This is a genomic window from Sphingobacterium yanglingense, from assembly GCF_004363245.1.
In the GTDB taxonomy this organism is placed as follows: Bacteria; Bacteroidota; Bacteroidia; order Sphingobacteriales; family Sphingobacteriaceae; genus Sphingobacterium; species Sphingobacterium yanglingense.
The window spans coordinates 400,560-423,804 of record NZ_SNYV01000011.1; the positions used below are offsets into that span (position 1 = coordinate 400,560).

Below are 23,245 nucleotides of genomic sequence, written 5' to 3' on the forward strand. Positions count from 1 at the left end.
GCTTATTTGACACGTCCTACCTTGAAGATAATAGGGAAATTGACTCTTCTAGTCTCTACATTTCCCCAAGCTTTACGAAGATCATCCTCAATCTGCCGCACCGGGTTATTGCCGTTTTTCTTTTCGTAATGCTGTACCGCCGACCAGGTATTCAGATAGCCAATCAGGTTTTCTAGTTGCCAAAGTTTGATATTTGTAATCTCTGGAGTCTCCAGTTCACGATAGGGAAAAGGAATGTTTTGATAACGGTCCTGCACGTGTCGCCTTTCCGGATCCCAATACGAACCAACGACGTCGGTATAGAAAGCCCGTACAATGGTATCTATTTCAGGAGTGATATTGTTGAGTTCATAGCCGATAAGAGCAATCACACTATTTGACCTTCCTACACGTTTTACTTCATCGTTGAATTGATGGAAGTCAAACCAATGTACTGCTTGAGCGACCGTAATAAGGTCAAAGCTATCATCTGCAAATGTGGTATGTTCTGCTTTCTGGACGGAGTATTTTATATTGTCGGCGGGGTAGGCATGCTTCAACTGCTCGGCACTCATATCGGTAGCTTCTACGGTAATAAAGTCCTTTGCTAGTTCGCGGGCAACCTGGCCAGTGCCAGTCGCACAATCCCAAGCACATTCTTTTTGCTTTAATAAAGGATATAGGAAATCATAGATAGCTTGGGGATAGTCCGGTCTGAACTTCGCGTATTGGTCGGATATAGTAGAGAAGTTATCTTTCATGGTGCCATATCTTTTCTATAAAATTAGCAAAAATATTCTGTAAAAGTCAACGAATTTAATTCATGTTATTTTTGCAGGAACGCAATATGAACGTGCACTTTGGTTTTTACAACAACACTCTTTCTACTATTCTAGTCTATCATCTGGAATCGCTCACTAAGCTGTGGATTGTTCATCTGTCATTCCGCAATTAGATATTTTGTTTGCATATTTCTTTCCATTCTTCTTTTAGTATAGAAAATATATTGAGATCGAAATACTGATTGCCATGGCGTTCTACCTGTCTCATGATACCTTCATGAAAGAAGCCTAAGCGTATCGGAATGGCGGAACTTTTCCTGTTATGCGTTGCCGTGAGGATTTCTAGACGGTGAAAATCTAATTGTTCGAATCCAATATCTATTAGAGTGGTACAGCAAGTCGTAATGATTCCATTCCCTTGAGCCCCTTCGGAAAGCCAATAGCCTATTGAGGCATTATTGTTAGATCGATCAATCTGATGTATGCCTATGCGACCGATTAATGTGTTGTTTTTATAGACATTGTAACTTAATTCTGTACCCGCTGCGCAGTTGACCTGTGACTGGGTAAGATAGGTAATACTGTCAGACAAAGTATTCATATAGGGAACCCACGGAAGAAATTCACCAAGGTAGGTTCTGTTGTTTTCAATTGCTTGAATAAGTGCCTCAGCTTGATCTGGAGAACTGATCCGTAAGTCAATTTCTTCGGAAAGTCGGATGATGGATGGAATTGAACTATTGTATGTCATGCTTAGTTAACTCTGTTTGTTCAGTTTTGTTTTGACTATGAGTCGATTTACTAGAAAGACCTGAAGCCTATGTAACTAGAGTTTTGATGCCGTGTATGCTCTGGGTTAGAATGGTCTCTACCCGATCTTTAAGTAGAGGAGGACCGATAATCCAAGCATCGTCGGCAAACATCATAAACCAACGAGCAAAATAATCCAAAGTACCTCTGTACTCGAAAAACAGATCTACATATCGATCCGTTCGTTGCTCGTGTGTGAAGCCAAAATATTTTTTTTGCCAATCTAAATGTGTAGCGATATCAAGACCTACACGTATATGTATGGCTAGGGGAGGAATATTGTTTTTCCGGTTGGTCATTAGTTCTTCAAGGCTGATATGCTGCTGGGTAAACGTCTGCGCAAGGAGATCTATAGTGAAAATACGGTCGGCCCGAAATTGCCTGTAGTCTTCCCTTTTTAGACAATAGGCACCAATGTACCAGAAGTTGTTTTCGTGAAATAAGCCTATAGGTTCGATTACCCTGGTATCGGGCTGTCCGTCATTGGCTCCTTGATAGGATAGGGCTATCTGTCGTTTATGTGCAATACTCTCGAATACAGTCTGCAGGGCATGGGGAACTGATTGATTAAAGGTATCATAGCTGGATTTGCCCATTATAATCTGGTTCTCGATCACGCTGATAGAATCTCGCTCACTGTGCTTGAGTACAGATCGCACTTTGTACATAGCTGATTTATAGTCTGACATGAGTTTTTTGTCCATAAATTTCTCCATCAGCTTTTCTGCAGCGATAAAACTCATGGCTTCCTGTTTGGTAAATACCACAGGAGGGAGGCGGTAACCATCGACCAAAGAATATCCACTACCGGCTTCGCCAATAATGGGCACGCCAGCTTGCTCTAAACTCTTGATATCGCGATAAATGGTACGTAAGCTTACCTCAAAACGATCAGCCAGCTCTTGGGCTTTAATCACTTTTTTGGATTGTAATTGGATCAGAATCTCTACAATCCGGTCAAATCTCTTTTTTAAATCAACGGACACTTTAATCTATTTATTGAGCTTAAACTTAGAAAAAAAGCTTTATATAATCGATAGGGAACTTGAAATAAATAGGGATCTGACGTTTATTTATGGACTTTATTTCTATTTTATGTAAGTTTATATCATGGCATGGGTCGAGATACCAGAAGAATATTTGATAACTGATGAGAGAATACGACAGGTTTCGGTATCGGGACTGACATTCTGTTTGGTTTTCCATGATGAGCGGTGGATTGCCTTTTCAAGGAAATGCCCACATGCAGGAGCTCCACTGGATCAAGGATGGTGTAAAGATGGGGTTGTCGTATGTCCCTACCATCGGCAAGAGTTTGATCTGAAAACAGGGAGGGGTGCACAGGGGCAGGGCAACTTTATCACCATCTATCCACTTCAAATTGTTGCGGACAGATGGTGTATTGAGGTAAAAGACAACTTCTTTCAACGACTGTTTGCTAAGCTATAAGGAGTGGTGGCTTTATCCTATTTTTAAGGATGTCATGGTGAGGGAACCCGCTACTGCTTGATCATTAAAGATAATTAGCTCTTCATTTTTTTCCTGTAACGCTAGGCTATATAGCAACGGCATGTAGTGCTCTGGAGTGGGGATAGCCATTTGAAATTCTGCACCTTGCTTGTCATAGTCAATTAGTGCCTGATGATTGCGCTCTACGATATATTTCTTCATTTTCTCATCGGCTTGCTTCGCCCAATCAAAGGCATAGCCTGTCGTATTGATATGTGACCAGGACACCATTCGAAGATTGTGTACCATATTACCACTACCGACAATTAGGACCCCCTTGTGTCGCAGGGCTGCTAACTCTTTCGCTAGCGCATAGTGGTAAGAGGCCGGTTGGGTATAATCTATACTCATTTGTATGACCGGAACATCGGCATTTGGATAGAGGTGCTTGATTACAGACCAAGAACCGTGGTCGAGTCCCCATTTCTCATCGAGGTGTACTTCGGTCGATGTAATGATCTCTTTGGTGAGCTTAGCGAGCTCTGGAGAACCCGGAGCGGGATACTGCACATCAAAAAGTGCTTGCGGAAAGCCCCCGAAATCATGTATAGTGGCTGGATTCTCCATAGCAGTAACATAGGTGCCACGGGTCTCCCAGTGTGCCGAGATAACCAAAATGGCTCGAGGCTTTTCTATTTCTTTACCTATATTCTTGAAACCTTGGACAAATTCATTGTCTTCAATAGCATTCATCGGGCTACCATGCCCTAAAAATAATACAGGCATCTTGTCTGTAGTGTCCAATGTGTTGGCAAAGCTATGGAGAGAACCCAGTTTAACAGCCGCTCCCGTTAGCGGAAGTGCCGCAACTGCAGTCAAAAATTGCTTTCTATTCATATCTTCCATTTGTTTGATGTTTTTAGCGTATGAAAATATATAATACAAATTTAAGGCAGTTTTTGCCGATCAGGTATGAAAATAGCGTAAAAGAGTATAAGGATTATGCAATCTGTGAGCGCATATCTTGGCGAAATTCGCTTGGTGTCATCCCGGATTTCTTTTTAAATACGCTCGTAAAGTAAGCTTTGTCACTATATCCTAGTTCGAATCCGATTTCCGCAATATTCTTATCGGTGCTGAAAAGAAGGTTTTTCGCTTCTGTAAGTTTGCGTGTTTCGATGATTTCCGAAACGGTTTGCTGCAGGATCCGTTGGGTTATTCCATTGAGTGCACGGGGCGTCATAAAGAGCTTATCAGCGTAAAAGTTAACGCCCTCGGGACGTCTGAAATTTTCCTCAAGGATCGCTAGAAAGCTTTGAAAAGTGCTGTCTTGAGCGGGAGCAGAAGTTGAATCCCTGTCACCCAATGCTTTCTTACGTTCCGATTCGATAAGGACAAAAAGGGAAGATAGGAAACTCCGTATAATCGCAAGCTCGGGTACAGGCTGTTTTATTTCCTGCATTATCAGCTGACACAGCGTGTCGAGACGGTGGATGCCTGCGCGGTCTTGCAGCTGGAAATTTGCATGGTCATGATAGGTGTTATAAAGTTGAAAAGTAATCTCGGGGATGAACTCACTTTTAAAACGTATTACCCAAAAATCGCACACTCCGTTTAGAGCTTCAGGCTGCACTCGATGCACTTTGCCTTTTGTAACAAAGGTGATAAAGGGAGCCTGCCAATGCTGTTCTTGATAATCGATAAAATGAGCCAATTGCCCTTCCATACCGATAATGAGTTCTTCAAAATCATGCTTATGGGGTAGATTGGTGCTGTTCTTGATGCGATTAGCCTCCTGTATATCAACCTTGTAAATTTTGAATAATTCGTCCATAGATTAAAGATAAGCAAAGGGATTATGTCACCCGAAAGTTTTTTACTTAAAAAAATGCAGGGGTGCTTTAGTAAGAACTCTAATTTTTGTACCTTTGCATCATCAATTCAAGCTATGAGTGACGCTATAAAACACGAGTGTGGTATTGCACTTATCAGACTATTAAAACCCCTCTCATATTATCAGGAAAAATATGGAACTCCTTACTACGGGATTAACAAGTTGTATCTTCTTATGGAGAAGCAACATAACCGTGGACAGGATGGGGCTGGTATTGCAACCATTAAATTTGATGTAAAACCAGGTAACCGGTACATCAGCCGGTACAGAGCTATGGGATCTACAGCAGTAGCAGATATTTTTGAATACGTTCAGAAAAAATTTGCAGCTGTAAATAAGGCTTATCCGAAGGAATCTAAGGATACGCAATGGCTTAAAGACAATGTTAGTTTTACAGGAGAGGTATTACTAGGGCACCTGCGCTATGGTACACACGGTAAAAATAGCATCGAAAGTTGCCATCCCTTCCTGAGACAGAACAATTGGATGACCCGTAACCTAGTGGTAGCAGGGAATTTCAATATGACGAATGTGGACGAACTGCTTCAGCAGCTTTATGACTTAGGGCAACACCCTAAAGAACAAGCGGATACGGTTACTGTGCTGGAGAAGATTGGTCACTTTTTGGATGATGAGAATCAAGAGTTGTTCGACCAGTTTAAGAAAGAAGGCTATTCTAATATAGAGATATCTGCTCAGATCGGTAAGCACCTTGATGTCGCTAAGATTTTGACCCGTTCGGCTAAAACATGGGATGGTGGCTATACTATAGCTGGTATCTTGGGGCATGGTGATGCTTTTGTAATGCGTGATCCTGCGGGTATCCGCCCTGCATTCTTTTACCAAGACGACGAAGTATTGGTTGTGGCATCCGAGCGACCTGTGATTCAAACAGCTTTTAACATTCCGTTGGAAGCAGTACAAGAAATCAAACCGGGACATGCGCTGATTGCGAAGAAGGACGGTTCCATTTCGCAAGAGATGTTTAGACAGCCTGTAGAGCAAAAATCGTGTTCTTTCGAACGTATTTATTTCTCTAGAGGATCGGACGCGGATATTTACCAAGAGCGTAAGTCGCTAGGTAAGTTATTATGTGATCAAGTGTTGAAGTCTATCGACAACGACATCAAAAATACTGTGTTCTCGTTTATTCCTAATACGGCCGAGGTATCTTACTATGGTATGATGGAAGGAATGAGTAAGTATGTAAGGGATTATCAGAAAAACATCCTATTAAATAGGGATGAGAAAATCTCAGATCAGGAATTGGACGATATCTTAAGTATACATGCACGTTTTGAGAAGCTGAATGTAAAAGATGCAAAACTACGTACTTTTATTACGCAAGATGCAGATAGACAGGATATGGTACAGCACGTCTATGATACAACTTATGGTATCGTACGTGATCACGAGGATACTATCGTCGCTATCGATGACTCTATCGTAAGAGGTACGACATTGAAGCAGTCTATATTGACTATCCTCGATCGTCTGCACCCTAAAAAGATAGTAATTGTATCATCAGCACCGCAGATACGCTATCCGGATTGTTACGGTATTGACATGTCAAGAATGGGCGAGTTTGTCGCTTTCGAAGCCGCAATAAACCTGTTGAAACGCAAAGGGATGTCGCATATTATTGATGAGGTTTATCAAAAATGTGTCGCTTCTATCGTAAAACCGAAAGACGAAATCGAGAATTACGTAAAAGCAATCTACGAACCTTTTACGGACGAGGAAATATCTGCTGAAATAGCTCGAATCGTAAGACCACACGATTTGAACGCAGAACTGGTTGTTATTTTCCAAACATTGGATAATTTACATATTGCTTGTCCTAATCATAGAGGTGACTGGTATTTCTCTGGAGATTATCCTACTCCAGGAGGAAACAAAGTAGTCAACAAAGCCTTCATGAATTGGGTAGAAGGAAAGAATGTGAGAGCTTATTTTAGTAGGTAATCGCAATATGTAATAGCATATAGAGAAGGCTAATCCACTAGGGTTAGCCTTTTTTATTGCTAAATAGATAAATTACTATTGTTTTAGTTGGTATTATTGTATCAAAATAATGGATTAATGTCCATTTTAATAAGCTTTATGGTGTAAGTTGTATATTTATCCCGTTCGGGCTCCGCGATGATAGGTATTGATGTTTTGCATACAGATAGCTAGAATGCGATGTTATCAGAGAGCCGTTAATTTGTAGAATGGACGACAGCATTTTATTTAACAAGATCCAAGATGGCGACATGACGGCTTTTTATCAGGTCTACATGAGTTATTGGCCATTGCTGTATAGCCACGCAGTCCGTATGCTACGGGACGAAGAAGAAGCGAAGGATATCGTGCAGGATTTGTTTATCTATGCTTGGGAAAACAGGTCGAAAATTCATTTTGAAAAGATAAAGCCGTTTCTTTACGTTTCCCTGCGCAACCGTGTGATCAATCAGTCCTTACGGAACAAAGTCGAACAAAAGTACCTTAAAAGAACCTTTCCTGTCCATAATTTTGATGAATACCTCCATGTAGAGGAAGATATCCTGTACAAAGAGTTGGAGGCAGAGATTGAAAAGGGAATAGAAGCATTACCCCCAAAAATGCAAGCCATATTTCGGATGTCTCGTGTGGAGAATCTAAGCCATAAGGAGATTGCAGAACAGCTGAAAGTGACGACGGATAATGTGAAAAAGACAATCAACAGGGCCCTTAAAATCATACGCTCAGGTATGACGAAAATAATTTTTACTTTTTTTTTATTTTTTATGTCCACCTAGTCTGCTTTTGCTTGTACTCTATATAAACTAGTCAATATAACTTTTATGGAGGATAAGGAAATTGAAAAACTTTGGAAAAAGTACATCGACGGAACCTGTACAGAACAAGAGAAGAAGACCATCCAACAGTGGTATAATAAAGCTGTACAAGATAACACGATGCTCCAGTTTACAGATGATATCTATGCGGTAGGTGATCAGATGTGGACGGGAATTTCTCAAGAACTAGCAACTAAAAAATCAGGACCCAAAATTTGGCGTTGGGCAGGTAGCGTAGCTGCCGCCGCAATAGGGATATTGTCACTGTTGTATATCACCAATATGGAACGCCCAGAGCCTATCACTGTAGCGAATACGCAGCATATCTTGCCCAATGAAGAGGGCGCTATATTGACCTTGGCCGACGGACGGGAGTTTACGCTGGATGAACAAAATGGACTCACGCAGTATATCGATACTGGAAAGGTCCTTGCTGAAGAACGATTTACAGTAACGACACCAAAAGGTAAGAGTATTAGGCTTTTATTGCCTGATGGGTCTTCGACGGTACTAAATCCAAGTTCAGTTTTAAGTTATGCTTACAATGCAGTAGCTAATGTGCGTGAACTAACGATAAGTGGTGAGGCCTACTTTGATGTCGCTAAGCGACGGGACCAAAAGAGTGGTAATCCTATTGCTTTTTCGGTGCGCTCCAAAGGACAGTTGGTTCGAGTATTAGGTACGCGCTTTAGTGTAGCAAGTTACGATGACGAATTGGTTGCATTGACTACGCTAGAAGAAGGTAGTGTCGCGATAGAGGATAGCAAACTCGGCGGAAGCAAGGTGTTGAAGCCTGGACAACAAGCCGTGCTTTCGGCCCAAGGAATACAGGTGAAAGAAGTAGACCTCGATATTGCACTGGCATGGAAGGACAACGATTTTGCATTCAGTAACCAAAGTCTAGAGAGTCTCCTGAAGCAATTGGAACGATGGTATGACGTATCCTTTATCTGGAAGGATAAAAAATATAAAAATGAATCTTTCGATGGGATGATACCTCGGGATAGGTCACTTTATGAAGTACTGAACGCATTGGAACGTACTGGTAAAGTGAAGTTTGAAATACAGGGGAGAAACATCCTCGTAAAATAATGAACAATCAATTTTTTAATTAATCAATCTAATATTTAGTAGTTAACCTAATGGTAAGTAGAAGTAAAATTGCCGCTTTTTTACTGCTGTATGCTCCATTGACTTTTCAAATGGATGCGATGGCACAGAAAATACGGTTTACGGCGTTACAGACTAAGCCGTCAGAAATCTTTAAGGAGATCAAAAAACAGTCTGGTTACGGATTTGTGTACTCGAATGAGGATATCAAGCGTTTGAAGGTGGTCAATCTGCCAGCAGGAGAGTATGATATGCATGCTCTATTGGATCAAATGATGCATAATCAGCCTTTAAAGTATAGTATATCGGATAAGCTTATTACGATAGAGCATAAAGCAACTACAGTGGCTAAATGGAAAGCTGCCGCTAATGCGATACAAGAAGGCATCGAGGTGAAAGGCCGTATACTGGATGATAAAGGAGGTTTTGTAAAAGGTGCAACTGTTCAGGTAAAAGGAAGTTCGGGGGGCGCATTAAGTGATGAGAATGGTTATTTTACGTTGACCAATGTATCGAGCGAGAGTATTATCCGTATCACGTACTTGGGGCATCAACCTGTAGAGGCGGTGGCTCGACCACAGATGGGTACCATTACGCTGTTCCCCTCAGATCAAGCTATTGAAGAGGTAAACGTGATGAATACCGGTTATTATCAAGCACCTAGAGAGCGTGCTACAGGTTCATTTGTGCATATCGATAATAAGACGATCGAAAGAGGAACTAGCCCTGATATCTTACAGCGTCTAGAGGGAATGGTGAGTGGCATGCAATTTACAAAAGCGGGTAGTTCTAATATTGAGGATGTTCGGGTAAGAGGTTTGTCAACTTTGGAGGGAAATCAACGTCCATTGATTGTTGTGGATAATTTCCCTTACGAAGGCAATATGTACAACACAAATGATAGTTATGGCGTAGATCTTAGTTTTATCAACCCAAGCGATGTGGAGAGCATTACGGTATTGAAAGACGCAGCGGCTGCATCCATCTGGGGGGCGAGGGCAGCAAATGGCGTTATCGTAATTACCACAAAAAAAGGAAAACTAGGGCAGGCGAACCGCGTGAATTTTTCCTATAGAAGTACATTCGACGAAAAGCCGGATTTGTTGGAAAACCGTAGGAGGTTACCATCTTCGGTGATTATGGATGTGGAGAAGGTGCAATTTGGCCGCGGCAAATATAGCTCTACATTGGTACAGAATGCTATCCCTGAATATGCAGAATGGCTATTCAAGCACAAAAATGGAACTATTACAGATGCTGAGCTAGCGCAGATTGAAGAGCGCTTCAGAAATACAGAGGTGAGGGACGATGTATCAAAGTACTTGATGCAAACAGGAATAACCCAACAGTACAATCTGGATTTTTCAGGAGGAGCGTCCAGTTATGCATATTACCTCGCTGCAGGATATAATAAAGCTAGGACGAATTGGATCGGTGAGGAGAGTCAAAGGTTGAATGTGTCTACTCAACATACCTTCCAACCCGTCAAAGATCTAATGATTTCGGCGCGTATTGATTACACCCAGACGAAATCGCAAAACAATGCATTGAAGATGGACATGCTTGGGGGAGGAACTGTAGGGCTATCTCCTTATGCGCGTTTGGCGGATGAGTATGGAAATCCATTGTCTATCATTAAGGATTACAGACAGAGTTATAAGGACGATCCTATAAATACCGGTCTCTTGGATTGGAACTACTATCCTTTATTGGAAAGAGGATTGATCGATAATAGAGGACGAGGAAAAGAGATCCGTTTCAATGTGGAAGCAAACTATACCTTTCTAAAGCATTTCAAAGCTTCCGTATCGTACAACCATGGAACAGGTGACAACGATAGTGAAAGGTATTACGATAAAGAATCTTACTATGTACGTAACCTGGTGAATCGCTTTACAGATGATAAGATGAATCGTGTTATTCCTTATGGAGATATTCGGTTGTTAGGGACGCCTTTCGTGTCGAAATTTAACAATGCGCGCGGTACCCTATATTACAATCAGAATTTTAATAGTAACCATAAGATCAATGCATTGGCAGGTGTAGAGGTAAACTCGTCGACGAGGTATTCTACTGCGGGTCATTTATTCTATAATTATAACAAGGATATCGGGCAGGGAGAATCTCATTTCGACTTCAAAAAAAGCTATAATACAAGGCCCGATGGATCGACATTAATTCCTAGTATATACCCGATTAATCTTAGCCACTTCACAGATAGATTTTTGTCTTACTTCGCAAATGCGAGCTATGAGTATTCTAATCGCTATGTATTGAGCTCGTCTTTGAGATGGGATGCATCGAATTTATATGGCGTGAAGACGAATCAAAAAGGTATTCCATTGTGGTCTGTCGGTGGGGCATGGCATATACACAACGAAACAATTTTTAATGTGGATTGGATATCGCAGTTGACGGCACGATTGACCTATGGAAAAGCGGGAAATACGTTTAAAGATGTGTCGCATTTCCCTTTGTTGCAGTTCAATATCAAGCAGCCTAACTTTGAGAACCAAGCGACTGTACGTAGTGCAGGAAATCCGACGTTACGTTGGGAGACGGTATCAACTACTAATGCAGCTGTTGATTTTGCAATGCTTTCTAATAGATTGAACGGATCGTTCGAGTTTTATGTGAAGAGTGCAAAGGACCTTATTGGTAAAGACTTTATGGCACCGAGTACAGGTATAATTACTGGAGGTACGGCTCTAGCAAGTAGCTTGGTCAATTACGCAGCGATGCGTACAAGAGGAATAGATTTAACCCTAAACTCTAAAAATTTGGTCGGCGACTTTACTTGGAATAGTACTGTTTTATTCAGTATCACAAAGAATAAAATAACGAATGTCTATACGAATCCAACAGCTAGAATCTACGACTACTACAATACGCCTCCTGCACCCGTAGAAGGTGTCAGTAGGGATTTAATCTACTCTATTCCGTGGAATGGTTTGGATGGAGATACCGGAATGCCAATCATGTACATCAATGGAGAACGTAGCACGAATAATCTGGCTTTTCATAATTCGTTACGCTTAGAATCGCTGAATAAAGCTGGTGTGGCAGTAGACCCTTATTTTGGTTCGGTACGTAATGACTTCTCATACAAAAACTTTGATCTTAGCTTTTTAATTACTTGGAAATCAGGCTCAGTATTCCGTCGTAGCTCGATGTACTCCGGAGCAGAATACAACGGCATATACCATATGGACTATTTCAAAAGATGGCAAAAGCCGGGTGATGAAGAATTCACTAACGTACCAGCCTACGCAGAAGTGTATGATGCCAATGGTTCGACCAATTACAGTTTTTCGGACGCTTTAATCACGAGAGGAGATCTAGTCCGTCTAAAGGATATAACATTTGGCTATACCCTGAGGAAGAGTAGGATACCTAAACTCCCATTCCAATCCATGCGTATCACAGGGAATGTGGCGAACTTAGGTTTGTTATGGAAAGCTAATAAAGAGGGCTTAGATCCGGACTATCATGCGGATGACTTTGTCATTCCACGTAGTTATAATTTGGGTTTGCAGTTGAGTTTGTAATGTAATAGGATGAACAAAATGAATTTTTTGAAATTTACATATGTACTGCCTTTCTTGCTATTGACAGCAAGTTGTGGCAAAGATTTTTTAGACGTAAAGCGGGACAAATCCCAGGTTATTCCGGGAAGTATTGTAGACTACCAAGGGGTTTTGGATAATTTCGCTATCATCAATGAGCGTGCTACAGTTTCGTTGGGACTTGTCGGTGCTGCGGAATACCATCTACCAGATGGGGTATTGAAAACATGGCTTTCTAATATCCCGTATGAAGTAAATGGCTACCTATGGGAGAAGGAAATTTTCTCCGGTTATGAGTCTACGGATTGGAATAATGCCTACCAACGGATCTTGTATGCAAATCTGGCTTTAGAGGTAATGGATTTAAAACCTAGTGCTAGTGAACAGAATGACTGGAACAATGTCGCTGGAGGCGCTTCTTTTATACGTGGTTATACCTACTACCAATTAGCGCAGTTGTTTTGTAAACCCTACGACGCACAGACAGCAGCAGCAGATTTAGGCGTTCCTATTAAACAGGAAAGGGATGTTGAAGAAAAGGTAACCCGTAATACAGTAGAAGAGGTCTATCAGTTTATAGTTGCGGATCTAAAACGTGCTGTTGAGCTTTTACCTGAGAAAGCAAAAAGTAGATTCAGACCAAACAAGGCTACCGCAGCGACGTTTTTAGTCCGTACATTGATGCAGATGGGAAGATATGATCAAGCTTTAGCATATGCAACATTAGCGTTTGAAAAAGAGAATGCGCTCATCGATTATAATACACTCGATTTAGGTAAACTTAATCCATTTGGAGCTGATTATGGCGTGACCAATCCAGAGTTGTTATATTATGCTCATATCAATAAACCTGGCTCTTCATATACGGGATATAATGCTGACGCTAGTTTATTGGCTTTGTATGAGCCTAATGATTTGCGAAAAAAAGCATTCTTTCAACCTATAGCTACAGACGGCCGAATGGAGTTTAAAGGTTCTTTTTCTGGCGCTTACAATATATTTGTTGGAGTGTCTGCTGGTGAAGTCTATCTCAACTATGCCGAATGTCTAATCCGTAACAACAGAGCTGCGGACGCGCTACCTGTTTTGAATAAACTGCGCAAAAATAGATTTGCCACATTTAACTATAATCCAATCCAAGCGTCAGATTACAGCGATCTGATGGAATACGTATGGAAAGAGCGAAGACGGGAATTGTATTTCAGAGGACTGACTTGGGAGGATTATAGGAGACAGAATAAGGAGGGTAAATACACTGTGACGTTGAAACGCAACAACAATGACAAAGTGTATACATTGGAGCCAAACGATAAAAGGTGGACGTTGCCACTTCCGGACAACGAGATTCAAATAAGAGGGTTCATACAGAACGAAAGATAAATGTCAGAAAATATAGTAACAATAAAAGGATTGTCCCACCGATATAGCAGTCAGTGGGCAATCAAAGATATCAACTTCGAAATCAACACGAAGGGTATACTGGGACTTCTAGGGTCCAATGGTGCAGGTAAGTCGACCACCATGAATATTTTATGTGGTGTATTGAACCAGACCGAAGGATCAGTATTGATCAACGGCTTAGACACGCGCGAGAATGCACGGGAAGCAAAGAAGAAAATTGGTTTTCTCCCACAGAACCCGCCTTTACATTTGGAACTTACCGTCGACGAATATTTGACGCACTGTGCCTACTTAAGAAGAATTGCTCCTAAGGAAATCAAAGCTGCCGTAGAAGCCGCAAAGGAGCGTTGTGGTATAGCTCACTTTAGTAATAGATTGCTACGCAACCTTTCTGGAGGCTATAGGCAACGCGTAGGTATTGCGCAGGCCATTATCCATAAACCTCAGCTAGTGGTACTAGATGAGCCGACCAATGGCTTAGATCCGAATCAGATTATCGAGGTGCGTAAACTGATAAAAGAAATCGCAGAAGAACGCGCTGTGATTTTTTCCTCACATATATTAAGTGAGGTGCAGGTGCTCTGTAAGGATATTATTATGATTGAGGGCGGAAGAATCGTATTTGCGGATACGATGGATGCTTTCAATAATTACATTGAGTCGAACGAAGTCAGAGTGTGGATGAAAAATCCGCCAACACAAGAAGAGTTTCTCCAGATCGAAGGGGTAGAGTCTATCGTTCGATACGATGATCATGAGATTGTTTTCAAGGTAGACAAATCCAAAGAGGTCAATGAAGCTATTATTCATCTGAGTGTTTCCCAAAAATGGGGCTTGAAGGAGATTTCCCAAGAGAAGAGTTCACTGGACGATGTGTTCAAACAATTATCATCACACTAAAAACTGTTCAAGCTATTTAATTATGCGCGTTATACTTAGAATTGCAAGGTTAGAGCTTGCATCATTATTTTTTTCCCCTATTGCTTGGCTGGTATTTTTAGTGTTCGCAGTACAGTTCGGAATTTCGTTTGTTACCAAACTCGAGCTATACGCTTCATACAAAGCATTAGGCTATAATACGGTCAATCTGACGGACTATATCTTTACCCATGGGCAGACCCCCGGTTTGTTCTTGACTGTACAGTCCCAGTTGTATCTCTTTGTTCCCTTGTTGACCATGGGGCTTATCAGCCGGGAGCTGCACAGCGGCTCGATTAAGCTGTTACAGTCCTCACCAATCAGTACATTGGAGATCATACTAGGCAAATATCTAGGGATAATGGTCTATGGGTTATTATTGTTCTCATTGCTGTTCGTATTCATAATTTGTGGAGGTGCAGTGATTCCAAACTTCGAATGGACCTGGATGTTTACCGCTTTAGTAGGTTTATTTCTGCTTTTTGGCGCATATGCTGCCATCGGTTTGTTCTTGTCCAGCCTTACCTCATATCAGGTTGTTGCTGCGATCAGTACCTTAGTATTGCTTACTTTTCTACATTATATAGGTGGTTTATGGCAGGATGTAGATTTTGTACGCCACATAGCCTACTTCTTTTCGGTGAGCGGAAAAGCAGATAGTATGATTGGCGGATTGGTGCGTTCCAAAGACATTATCTATTTTCTAGTTGTCATATCTTTGTTTTTAGGACTCACTATTCTCAAAATGGAGATGGCGCGTTCGTCTAAAAATATTGGACAGAAGATTGCCATCTATACTGGATTTGTCGTAGCGCTAGTGTGTATCGGTTACGTCGCTTCTCTTCCTCGAATGACATTCTATAATGACGTCACTTCGCAAGGCACCCGCACACTCAGCAAGACAGGGATAGCGATTGTAAAGAAGATGGAACAGCCGTTGAAGATAACAACCTACGTCAACCTTCTGGACCCGGACTATAACATCGGAGCCAAGAAACAACGGAATGCGGATATGTCCCGCTTTGAGCAATACCAACGTTTCCTACCGGATATGGAAATGGAGTATGTGTATTATTACGATACCTGCGAAAACAAATCCTTATTTGAAAATAAAATCAACAAGGGCCTTTCGCTAGAGCAGGTCGCTAATAATGTCGTAGAGACCTACAAACTCAATATCAATGACTTTCTAACACCTGCTGAGATACGTAAGAAAATAGACCTATCTGCAGAAGGCAACCGCATGGTGCGCGTTTTGGAAAGTGGAGATAAGAAAACCTACCTACGCTTGTACAACGATTTCTTCAAACATCCGGGAGAACCTAATATTGTTGCTGCGTTGAAGCGTCTCCAAATAGGAGGGGCAAAGATTGCTTTTGTAGGCGGGTATGATATGCGTGCTATTGATAATAATACGGAGCGTGGATACCGTCAAGCAACAAATGATATTACACAACGAAATTCCTTGGTAAACAATGGATTTGATTCGTTTACTTTGGCTTTGGACAACGACGAAATTCCAGCAGATATCAGTACTTTGGTCATCGCAGATCCAAGACAACACCTGAGCGCGGTAGCCATCGGTAAGATTAAGAGTTACCTTGACAAAGGGGGGAACATGTTGGTGTTTGCGGAGCCAGAGCAGAAAGCTTATCTAGAGCCTGTATTGAGTTATCTCGGTGTAGACTTTGAAGAAGGTGCTATGGTTCAGAACAACGTCGAGATTGCAGCCAACGTTGTTTATGCCCGAGCTGCCAAGGAATCGTCTAAGATGGGAGAGATTATGGCTTCTGCAGTAAAAGATAGCGTTTTTAAAACGGTCTTTTTAAGCCCGGGAGTGTTCAAGACCGTTAGCAAAAGCGATTTTGACGTATTCCCTATACTTCAGGTAAAGGAGAAAAACGCTTGGCTTAAGCGCACAAAGCTAGATAGCGATTCACTACGTGTCAGCTACGCTACCGAAAATGGAGATAGGGCAATGGTTGCAGATGTTGCTATCGGCCTGACACGTACAGTAGGAGATAGAGAGCAAAGGATTGCTTTAGTAAGCGACGCTGACTTTATCAGTAATATAGAACTTGGTACTTTTAGAAAGACCACGGGTAATAGTAACACCCAGTTTTATTCCGGATTGTACGAATGGTTTACCAGTTCGACCTATCCGATTATGATTGAGCCTATTCTTCCTGTCGACAATGAGATAACACTTACGACCAAAGGAGCATCGGCTATGCGTGTGGTATTTGTCTACGTGTTCCCAATTCTATTATTATTACTTGGCGGGCTGGTATTGACCCTGAGAAAGAGAAAATAGAACTATTGAAATAAAAAATCCCCGAGTAAATCGGGGATTCTTTTTTAAGGTTTGACACCTTGTTTTGCTATATAAACTTATTACTGAATGTGATTCGAATGAAATATACCTAAACAATTAGTTTAAGTATTCGCAGTAATTCTAGTCTTCTAGAATTACGAAGTCATCGCCATCGTATAGCCATTCCTGCGTATCGATGGTGTGTTCTAAATTTGTGATTTCTAAATCTTTAATCATAACATTTATTTTTATTGATACAAATATAGCGACGAACTGTTAGTCTTTTATTAATCACATGTTAAGTTTATGTTAAGCATCAATCTATTAACCTTCCATCTACATAGTACCAGTTTCCCTGCAGTTCTTTAAAATTCGATTTTTCATGGTGTACACGCACTACACCATCTTCGTCTTTATAGTGCGCTCTGAATTCTACCGTCTGCACAGTCGACTTCATAATCTCTAGTGACACCCAGCTATTGGCTGTAGCCCAGCTCTCAATATCCTGTTTGCTTTGGAAGCGACGGGTAGATGGGTGGAAGCTGTTGTAGAGGAAATCGATATTGGCCACGACAAAGGCACTGTATCGGGCACGCATTAGTAATTCGGCGGTAGAGGCTTTCTGTTGGCCACTATGTATCAGTGCGCAACAGTGCACAAAATCCCGCTCGCTTCCGCATGGACAAGTCATAAGTATACTATATGTTAATTTATTTTAAATATTCTTTTAAGGCCTCCTGGCTTTTTTGATACGCTTTTTCCTGTTTGCGTTGGACCCATTTCTTCTTCCATATTTTACGCATTATTTTATCGGTATAGCGGATAATAAAGACCTCGTTAAGCATTTTTAGCAGACGTTTTGGACCACTCGGAAACGAGCGTAATGTTACAGAGAAGCCTGCTTCTAGGTAGCGGTTGAAATGCCAGTATCCACTCGGCATAAATAGGGCGTCGCCATGTTCCATGAATATTTCATAGCCTTGGGCATATTGCAGGGCTGGGAACTCCTGATAGTCGGGGTTCTCATAATCGATGTTATAAACGGTATGTACTGACAGAGGAACCTTATAGAGAAAAGCAGATTGATCGGGTGGGAATAATAGTACCCGCTTTTTTCCTTCAAACTGAAAGTGCAATAAATCTCCGAGATCTACATCGTAGTGCATCAGTACGCGAGCCTCACTTCCTCCAAAGAACAAGGTTGGTATGCGTTTGAAATACTTGAAGCCTAAATCCGGATAGCTGAAGTTTTTCAATAGTTCGGGCAGATGGTCGGTAATGATGTAGAAGAAAATCCTATAGTCCGACGGCTGTTTCTTTATCAGCGTGATATAATCTTTAAACCGCATGTGGGTCACCGGTTCATTCGTCGCTTTATTCGGATCTGCCGGTTTATTATCGTAGAGCCCGACTTCCTGTTCGCCAACCTGACTGTAGATATAATCCAGATTCCATTTGTCAAAATCTTTCCACTTGCGGGCGTAGCCCTTGATAAGAACAGGGCGCTGCGGGATAAAATACTTTTTTAAAAAATCCTCTTTAGATATATCTTGAACCGTGTCGACTTGCGATAAAATCATATACTTCTATGCTTACCTATAAAAGTAATAAATATTTGAATTTTTATGACACAAATACAACTTTACTGCTAAACTATTTTGGGGCTTTAAGCGTTGTTAAAGAAACAACCTCAGAAATGACATCGATAAAAAATGAAATAATAGGGACATGGGAACTCCTTTCTTATATAGAAGTTCCCCTAGATGGTTTGGATTCTTCTTTTCCTTTTGGAAAAACACCTAAAGGACTGTTATTATATGGTCCAGATGGGTATATGGCCGTGCAGATTTCTAGCCGGGATCACCTAAAATGTGTTTCGGACGACCGCCTAAAGGTTTCTACAGAAGAAGCTGAACAACGAATAAAGGGCTATCTGGCTTTTAGTGGCCGATACACCGTAGACAATAGAAACGCACATGTGGTTTATGATATTGAGAGTTCCTTCTTTCCTAATTGGGAGGGGAGCCGGCATGTACGTAAGTTGGACTTTGATGGCGACGTCTTGTTTCAGAAGTCATTGGACCCCATACGTTCGGGGGGAAGGATGATACATGCACACATGACCTGGAAACGTATCGGAAAGGATATAGACATGTCGGCAATAGAAGAAGATGCGATGACAAACTTTTTTGTAGCAGACCATTAAAAAGAAAGCGGCGAAGGAAATTCCTTCGCCGCTTTTGCTATTTATAAACAGATTCTTTTTTGAATTTTTTCACTAATAGCGCATATACAAGGGCTCTATATTTGTTTTTGTTGGATTTGCCCATTGCTTCTATCACCTCATTGATGGCGGCATCTAGTTTAGCGTCATCTTTTAACCCCAGCTTGTTGACCAAGAAGTTCTTTTTCAAGCGGTCCAATTCGGCTTTGTCTGAGGCTGCTACTGTCTCCGCATCAGCTTTGTAAATAGATGGGCCTAATCCCTTTGTAACCGAAGCGATAAGGTTTTCGTCAAGGTCAAGTTTTAACTTTTTTGCTTCTGCAACATACGCTGCTACTTTTTCGTCTAGTTTACTCATTGCTTTTTCAGTTTATTTAATACTAATGATTAATAGTACTTTAAATTTAATCAATAATATCTTATAAAAACAAACATGCTGTGAATATAAATCTAGATTGTAGCGCTATTACTATAGCTGTTTATTTTGCTTGCCCAATAAGGCGAGATAAAAATAGCCCAGTAGACCAGCCGCACAAGATGTCAGAAGGACAGCCAATTTTGCTTCTTCAATGTGCAGTGCATCGTCAAACGATAACATCGCTACAAAGATGGACATCGTAAATCCTATTCCGCCTAGTAGTCCTACACCAAACATATGCTTCCAGGTGGCGCCTTCAGGCAGGCTAGATACACCAAGTTTGACACAGAGCCAACAGGTTGATAATATACCTAGGGATTTTCCGACCAATAGCCCCAGGATAATACCCAGTCCCATAGAGGAGGTCAACCCTTGTATCATCTCCTGATGCAGTACGATTGCCGTATTTGCAAAGGCAAAGAGCGGGATGATGATAAAATTGACCGGTTTGGCGAGTATATGCTCTAAGCGCTCCAGTGGAGACTCTTTGTCGTCTGGCGTGGTCGGTATAGTCATCGCTGTCAATACCCCGGCAATAGTCGCGTGTATTCCGGAATGATGAATAAAATACCACATTATTATTCCCGGGATAATATAGAATACCAGTTTCTGAATACCCAATCTATTGAAGAGCAATTGAAGTAAGAATAATCCCAATGCAATCAAAAGGTAAGTGTAGTGTAAGGTCGTCGAATAGAATATCGCAATTACAAGTATAGCCAGGAGGTCATCTACAATAGCTAGTGCAGCCAAAAACACTTTGAGACTTGCCGGAACGCGATTGCCCAGCAGAGAAATAACGGCTAGAGCAAAGGCAATGTCGGTCGCCATCGGGATTCCCCAGCCGTGAGCGGTAGGTTCACCGTAGTTGAATAAAGTATAGATACCAGCTGGCACAAGCGCACCACCTATAGCGGCAAATATGGGTAAAGCAGCTTTCTTAGGGGAGGCAAGCTCACCTTCGACGAGTTCCCGTTTTATCTCTAAACCTACTAAAAGGAAAAAAACAGCCATAAGCCCGTCATCAATCCATTGTTTTAGGGAGTATTTGAGCTGTATGCTGCTATTTTCAAAGCCTATTGAAGTGTTTAGTAGACTTGCTAACCCCTCACTATAGAAAGAATTTGCGATAATCAGTGCTAATACAACACATATAAAGAGTAGGATACCCCCACCTGAACTGGATTCGAAAAAATTTTTGAATGACCGTAGATTTATTAGTTTAGACATGAAAGCTAAAATTTAATTTGAGGCACAAAGGTAATTAACTTTTATATCTAAACCACTTTAGAAGCTCTTTGTAACTTGGTTTTTTCCCATACATCAAAATCCCAACCCTATAAATGCGGGCCGCAACCCAAGTCGTAAATATAAATCCGGCAATCAGCAGCAAAGCCGATACCACAATCTGCCATAGGGGGACACCAAATGGAACCCGGACCAACATGGCTATGGGCGAGGTGAAGGGAATAAAACTTAGCCAGGTAGCAACCGTACCATGCGGGTCGTTCATCAATACGCCAAATGACAGTGCATAGGTGAGGAGCAGCGGCATCGTAATTGGCATGGTAAACTGAGAAGCCTCCGTCTCACTATCCACTGCCGATCCCACAGCAGCGAAAAGCGCACTATAGATTAAATAGCCACCAAGGAAAAAGATAAAGAAGCACACAATGATTTCGGTGAAGTTGACCGACTGAATCATTGCCCAGGCTTCTGGCGATATACCATTTAGGCTACCGCCTGATTGAGCGATTTGCTCGCTATTACTTTCCATCATCTTAGAGCCCATTACCTGTTCGCCTAGTTCCGCTTTAGACACAAAAAAGGTGGAAGCGACACCTGCCAACATAAAGGATAGCACAACCCATAACACAAATTGCGTAAGACCGACCAGACCAATTCCAATTATCTTACCCATCATCAGTTGAAACGGCTTTACGGAAGAGATTATTACTTCAATGATTCTATTACTCTTCTCTTCGATGATGCCCCGCATTACCTGCGAACCGTACAGAAATAGGGATATGTATACTAGAATAGATAGCGCCAAGGCGATACCCATCGCTATTTCCGTATTGCTATCTTTGGTTTCTCCATCGGCCGTCACTTCTTTGGCATTAATCGCTACTGTAGTGTCAATATTATGTAAGCTATCGATATTGATACCTAGTTTTTGGTACTTAAAATCTCTTATAATGTCACTCAGATTACTTTTGATTTCGTTCTGCGTACTTACATTTGGCTTATTAGCAGCCAAAAACTCCACATTGGGGTTACTTAAGAAGTCTTTCGGAATAACGAGAATACTCGTATTGCTTGCTTCTTCATCCTTAAGCGTCGAGAGCTGTTCCTGAAGCGCTTTGTTACTATGTATGTAGGTGATGTTTTTCGTTGACTTTAGCTTGGGAGCAATAGCTCCCTCTTGGTCAATGATATAAACAACAGCATGTGTTTCGTCAAAACTCTTCTTGGTTAGGAATATAATACCGACATACATTCCTATAAAGAATAAGGGAACCAAAAAAGTCGTCAGTAAAAAAGAACGCTTTCTAACTCGTGTTAGGTATTCGCGTTGTATAATGAGTGCAATCTTATGCATGGGTTACAGAGCTTTGAGATACTTTTTCAATGAATATATCGTGAATAGAAGGAATGATTTCCTTAATCTGTGTAATCTGGATCTTGTCCAGTAGGTGATGGATCGCCTGATTTAGGGTGACCGCTTCAGTAAGCTTTATTTTCAGTTGAGTTTCATCTTGATGCGAGGTATGCGCTATGATATTAAATAGAGACGCGTTGTTCAATAGATCATCCGACAGCAAAGGCCCCTGATAGTCTATGAGGTAGGTCTGGCTATTATATTGCTTTTTGATTTCTTTTACCGAACCATCAAGCACCTTTTTTGACTTATTGATTAATGCGATGTTATCACAGAGCTCTTCTACAGTCTCCATCCGATGGGTAGAATAGATAATAGTTGCTCCCTTCTCGTTCAATTCGAGGATTTCATCCTGTATTACCTGTGCATTGACAGGGTCAAAGCCAGAGAAGGGTTCGTCCAATATGATTAACTGGGGCTCATGTAATACTGTAGCTACAAACTGTACCTTTTGCTGCATTCCCTTACTTAGGTCCTCAATGCGCTTATTCCACCAGCTACCGATTTCCAGTTTTTCAAACCAATAGTTTAATCGTTTGTTTGCATCTTGCCGACTAAGGCCTTTAAGCTGTGCCAAATAAACCATTTGTTCACCGACCTTCATCTTTTTATACAACCCCCTTTCTTCCGGTAAGTAGCCTATAGCGCTGATGTGCTGGCTGGACAAGGGTTGATTATTGAAAAGTATTTCGCCCGAATCGGGTGCTGTAATCTGATTGATAATCCGTATTAACGAAGTTTTTCCAGCACCATTAGGTCCCAGTAATCCGAAAATCTTACCTTCAGGGACATACAAAGAGACGTCGTCCAATGCCCGATGGTCTGCATATTGTTTTACAATATTCCGTATTTCTAACATAGTCGTTTTGTGAATGCCTAAAATAATAAAATTATCACAG

General features: G+C 41.4%; 20 protein-coding genes. 9 read left to right on the forward strand and 11 right to left on the reverse strand.

The window, feature by feature from the left end:
* Positions 1–2: 2 nt before the first annotated feature.
* The 3 genes from CLV99_RS03805 to CLV99_RS03815 all read right to left on the reverse strand — a co-directional run bounded on the left by CLV99_RS03805 (position 3) and on the right by CLV99_RS03815 (position 2,557).
* Entirely contained in the window at positions 3–740 is a 738-nt protein-coding gene (locus CLV99_RS03805; protein WP_133583157.1) for a class I SAM-dependent methyltransferase, read from the reverse strand.
* A 190-nt stretch (positions 741–930) separates the two neighbouring features.
* The gene (locus CLV99_RS03810) at positions 931–1,512 is read right to left on the reverse strand and encodes a GNAT family N-acetyltransferase (protein ID WP_133583158.1); all 582 of its coding nucleotides are present in this window, start codon (positions 1,510–1,512) and stop codon (positions 931–933) included.
* A 67-nt stretch (positions 1,513–1,579) separates the two neighbouring features.
* Positions 1,580–2,557 (reverse strand): helix-turn-helix transcriptional regulator, encoded by a 978-nt coding sequence (locus CLV99_RS03815; protein ID WP_133583159.1) that lies wholly within the window; start codon positions 2,555–2,557, stop codon positions 1,580–1,582.
* Positions 2,558–2,681: 124 nt separating this feature from the next.
* Here CLV99_RS03815 and CLV99_RS03820 point away from each other — a divergent pair, with 124 nt between their 5' ends.
* Positions 2,682–3,020 (forward strand): Rieske (2Fe-2S) protein, encoded by a 339-nt coding sequence (locus tag CLV99_RS03820; RefSeq protein WP_133583160.1) that lies wholly within the window; start codon positions 2,682–2,684, stop codon positions 3,018–3,020.
* 12 nt (positions 3,021–3,032) lie between these two features.
* On the opposite strand, the gene ygiD is transcribed toward CLV99_RS03820, so the two are convergent.
* Both ygiD and CLV99_RS03830 read right to left on the reverse strand, forming a co-directional pair.
* Positions 3,033–3,917 carry a 4,5-DOPA-extradiol-dioxygenase gene (gene ygiD, locus CLV99_RS03825; protein WP_133583161.1) on the reverse strand — a complete coding sequence of 295 codons (885 nt, stop codon included), beginning with the start codon at positions 3,915–3,917 and terminating at the stop codon, positions 3,033–3,035.
* A 103-nt stretch (positions 3,918–4,020) separates the two neighbouring features.
* Complete coding sequence (locus CLV99_RS03830; RefSeq protein ID WP_133583162.1) at positions 4,021–4,854, reverse strand: helix-turn-helix transcriptional regulator; 834 nt, start codon at positions 4,852–4,854, stop codon at positions 4,021–4,023.
* Positions 4,855–4,968: 114 nt separating this feature from the next.
* On the opposite strand from CLV99_RS03830, the gene CLV99_RS03835 reads away from it, so the two are divergent.
* From CLV99_RS03835 to CLV99_RS03865, 7 genes are all read left to right on the forward strand, one after another.
* The gene (locus CLV99_RS03835) at positions 4,969–6,879 is read left to right on the forward strand and encodes an amidophosphoribosyltransferase (RefSeq protein WP_133583163.1); all 1,911 of its coding nucleotides are present in this window, start codon (positions 4,969–4,971) and stop codon (positions 6,877–6,879) included.
* A 248-nt stretch (positions 6,880–7,127) separates the two neighbouring features.
* Positions 7,128–7,694 carry an RNA polymerase sigma-70 factor gene (locus CLV99_RS03840; protein WP_133583164.1) on the forward strand — a complete coding sequence of 189 codons (567 nt, stop codon included), beginning with the start codon at positions 7,128–7,130 and terminating at the stop codon, positions 7,692–7,694.
* A gap of 45 nt (positions 7,695–7,739) precedes the next feature.
* Positions 7,740–8,825 carry a FecR family protein gene (locus tag CLV99_RS03845; protein WP_133583165.1) on the forward strand — a complete coding sequence of 362 codons (1,086 nt, stop codon included), beginning with the start codon at positions 7,740–7,742 and terminating at the stop codon, positions 8,823–8,825.
* 50 nt (positions 8,826–8,875) lie between these two features.
* Positions 8,876–12,391, forward strand: a complete 3,516-nt coding sequence (locus tag CLV99_RS03850) for a SusC/RagA family TonB-linked outer membrane protein (protein WP_133583166.1) — start codon at positions 8,876–8,878, stop codon at positions 12,389–12,391.
* 18 nt (positions 12,392–12,409) lie between these two features.
* A complete protein-coding gene (locus CLV99_RS03855) occupies positions 12,410–13,789 on the forward strand; it encodes a RagB/SusD family nutrient uptake outer membrane protein (RefSeq protein WP_211348404.1) in 1,380 nt (459 codons plus the stop codon).
* A complete protein-coding gene (locus tag CLV99_RS03860) occupies positions 13,790–14,710 on the forward strand; it encodes an ABC transporter ATP-binding protein (protein WP_133583168.1) in 921 nt (306 codons plus the stop codon).
* 22 nt (positions 14,711–14,732) lie between these two features.
* Positions 14,733–17,042, forward strand: coding sequence for a Gldg family protein (locus CLV99_RS03865; RefSeq protein WP_162850018.1), 2,310 nt, complete (start codon positions 14,733–14,735; stop codon positions 17,040–17,042).
* A 316-nt stretch (positions 17,043–17,358) separates the two neighbouring features.
* Here the strand turns inward: CLV99_RS03865 and CLV99_RS03870 are convergent, their stop codons facing one another.
* Together CLV99_RS03870 and CLV99_RS03875 are read right to left on the reverse strand one after the other, a co-directional pair.
* Positions 17,359–17,733 carry a YchJ family protein gene (locus tag CLV99_RS03870; protein WP_246032689.1) on the reverse strand — a complete coding sequence of 125 codons (375 nt, stop codon included), beginning with the start codon at positions 17,731–17,733 and terminating at the stop codon, positions 17,359–17,361.
* 19 nt (positions 17,734–17,752) lie between these two features.
* Positions 17,753–18,622 (reverse strand): cupin-like domain-containing protein, encoded by an 870-nt coding sequence (locus CLV99_RS03875; RefSeq protein WP_133583171.1) that lies wholly within the window; start codon positions 18,620–18,622, stop codon positions 17,753–17,755.
* A 116-nt stretch (positions 18,623–18,738) separates the two neighbouring features.
* Between CLV99_RS03875 and CLV99_RS03880 the strand changes: the two genes are divergently transcribed.
* Positions 18,739–19,248, forward strand: coding sequence for a lipocalin-like domain-containing protein (locus CLV99_RS03880; RefSeq protein ID WP_133583172.1), 510 nt, complete (start codon positions 18,739–18,741; stop codon positions 19,246–19,248).
* Positions 19,249–19,285: 37 nt separating this feature from the next.
* Here CLV99_RS03880 and CLV99_RS03885 read toward each other — a convergent pair whose 3' ends face one another.
* From CLV99_RS03885 to CLV99_RS03900, 4 genes are all read right to left on the reverse strand, one after another.
* A complete protein-coding gene (locus CLV99_RS03885) occupies positions 19,286–19,624 on the reverse strand; it encodes a DUF2853 family protein (protein ID WP_133583173.1) in 339 nt (112 codons plus the stop codon).
* Positions 19,625–19,735: 111 nt separating this feature from the next.
* Positions 19,736–20,914, reverse strand: coding sequence for a Na+/H+ antiporter NhaA (gene nhaA / locus CLV99_RS03890; protein ID WP_133583174.1), 1,179 nt, complete (start codon positions 20,912–20,914; stop codon positions 19,736–19,738).
* A 34-nt stretch (positions 20,915–20,948) separates the two neighbouring features.
* Positions 20,949–22,286 carry an ABC transporter permease gene (locus CLV99_RS03895; RefSeq protein ID WP_133583175.1) on the reverse strand — a complete coding sequence of 446 codons (1,338 nt, stop codon included), beginning with the start codon at positions 22,284–22,286 and terminating at the stop codon, positions 20,949–20,951.
* Positions 22,279–23,205, reverse strand: coding sequence for an ABC transporter ATP-binding protein (locus CLV99_RS03900; RefSeq protein WP_133583176.1), 927 nt, complete (start codon positions 23,203–23,205; stop codon positions 22,279–22,281). The genes CLV99_RS03895 and CLV99_RS03900 overlap by 8 nt, the downstream gene beginning before the upstream one ends.
* Positions 23,206–23,245: the final 40 nt, after the last annotated feature.